2 protein-coding genes are annotated in these 1,179 nt (G+C 39.3%); both read right to left on the bottom strand.

The window, feature by feature from the left end; genetic code table 11:
* Positions 1-82: 82 nt before the first annotated feature.
* Positions 83-634 carry a hypothetical protein gene (locus KDK15_RS04650; RefSeq protein WP_257294199.1) on the bottom strand — a complete coding sequence of 184 codons (552 nt, stop codon included), beginning with the start codon at positions 632-634 and terminating at the stop codon, positions 83-85.
* Between the two features lie 300 nt (positions 635-934).
* A partial coding sequence (locus KDK15_RS04645; RefSeq protein ID WP_257294198.1) for a hypothetical protein occupies positions 935-1,179 on the bottom strand: 245 nt, incomplete at its 5' end.

Below are 1,179 nucleotides of genomic sequence, written 5' to 3'. Positions count from 1 at the left end.
CCATCATCGTTGAACCGCCCGGTGCGGACCCGCATGCCGGGTGCTGTGGGGAGGGTTGGAGAAAGACCAGCCCTTACCCGATTTAGGCCTTTGCACGCATACATCCAATGTTCATTTGCTTGAATAAATCTTTAATTTCTAAAACCGAACCCTCTTTCATCTTTTTTTCAATTTTACACCTTAGTATTGTTTTTGTAGATGTATTCTTGATTCTGTATTTAAAGTTCCACAGCATATGTTCTACTGCAAAATTAAATCCATCATCATCTGATTTATCTCTAATGTTTTGTAAATACCCTAATAATTTTGGTGAAAACTCTACTGCCGTTATTAAGAAAGAGTATTCTTGAGCCAAAGAACTATTTACGATGCCAAAATCAGCAGCAAGAATTTTCTCAACCAGAGTTTTCTTCTGATCAAATGTTAACTTCCCCCAGATTTGCTCTTCAATATTTTTCATTTCCGGCAAATCCCCATAGAAGAAAGTTTGTGCTATTTCTTCAGGTAAAGATGACCAGTATTGATAATAAATATTCGCTACTGTATTTATAAGCTCCTCTGGTATACCACTAAAGCTTGAAATTTTCTCCGTTATATGACTTTCTGCCTTTTTAAGAGCTTCCTTATTAATCATTTTTAATCCTTAATTGATGATTTTACAGAACTACCCAGGCAACAATCATTCCTGGAAAAGCAACATTGGCTATAACCAGTCTTTGCTGATGGCCTAAAAACCCTGCAATGACAGCACCAATAACAACCTCAGCCAAGGCCATTATTCCGTATAAAAGCGAGTATGCTCCAAAAGTATAAATAACCCATATTACAGCAATAATTGGAGCTACTCTTGCCGAAATATCAAACCAACTTCTTTTTACAGGAGCTAATGCGGGATTTGCACTAGCAGTAGTAAGTGCTTTAGCAGAGCCCCCTGCTAAAGAAACCCATCAGTAAACCCAAAATAATTTTTGACAGCATGAAAGTTCCATTTCGATATTTTGCAAATGAGGTTATGACTATATCTTTCTTGTGAGTTGCTTGACAATACTTGGTGATAGAGGAGGCCTAACGCCCGCATTTGCGGCTGGTTTGGAGCGCAGCGGAAAACCAGTCCGACAACATGCGCTTGTTGAACCAAGCCGCTAACGCGGCAAAAAATACCGTTCATCCCAGCCACCC

It is taken from the genome of Endozoicomonas sp. YOMI1 (assembly GCF_024606345.1).
In the GTDB taxonomy this organism is placed as follows: domain Bacteria; phylum Pseudomonadota; class Gammaproteobacteria; order Pseudomonadales; family Endozoicomonadaceae; genus Endozoicomonas.
Note: the sequence above shows the minus strand (reverse complement) of the source record. Positions and strands in the feature narration are given on the sequence as shown.